The organism is Cellulomonas algicola (assembly GCF_003851725.1).
Classification (GTDB): Bacteria; Actinomycetota; Actinomycetes; order Actinomycetales; family Cellulomonadaceae; genus Cellulomonas; species Cellulomonas algicola.
In genome coordinates this window covers 1-496 of the sequence record NZ_BHYL01000535.1, presented here as the reverse complement: position 1 = coordinate 496, position 496 = coordinate 1, and the positions used below count along the sequence as shown (strand labels likewise).

General features: G+C 81.2%; 1 protein-coding gene. It reads left to right on the top strand.

Features of this window, described 5'->3' with window-relative positions:
• A partial coding sequence (locus tag CTKZ_RS21260) for a uroporphyrinogen-III synthase (protein ID WP_200829892.1) occupies positions 1 to 496 on the top strand: 496 nt, incomplete at both ends.

The window sequence follows — 496 nt, the reverse complement described above, 5'->3', positions numbered from 1 at the left end:
GTCCCGGCCGCGGCCGGCCCGCTGGCGGGGTGGCGCGTCCTGGTCCCGCGGCCCGCCGCGGGCGTGAGCCCGGCTGCCGTCGCGCTCGCCGCCGCCGGCGCGGAAGCCGTCGTCGTGCCGCTCGTCGAGACGGTTCCGCCCGAGGACCCGACGCCCGTCGACGACGTCCTGCTCGCGCTCGGCGCGGGCTGGTACGGCTGGCTCGTCGTCACGAGCCAGGCGGCCGTGCCGGTGCTGGAGCAGCGCGCCGCACACGCGGGCCGCACGCTGGCCCAGATCGTCGCCGACGCGGGCGTGCACGTCGCGGCCGTCGGACCCGGGACGGCCCGGGCGCTGCGCGAGGCGGGCGTCGAGCCGTCGCTGGTCCCCCGGGGCGAGTCGACCGCGCGCGCGCTCGTCGCGTCCTGGCCGGCGCTGCCGTCGGGCAGGGACTCCACGACCAGCGCCGACGGCACGACCGGCCCGGCGCAGCGCGTGCTGTTCCCGCGCGGCGACC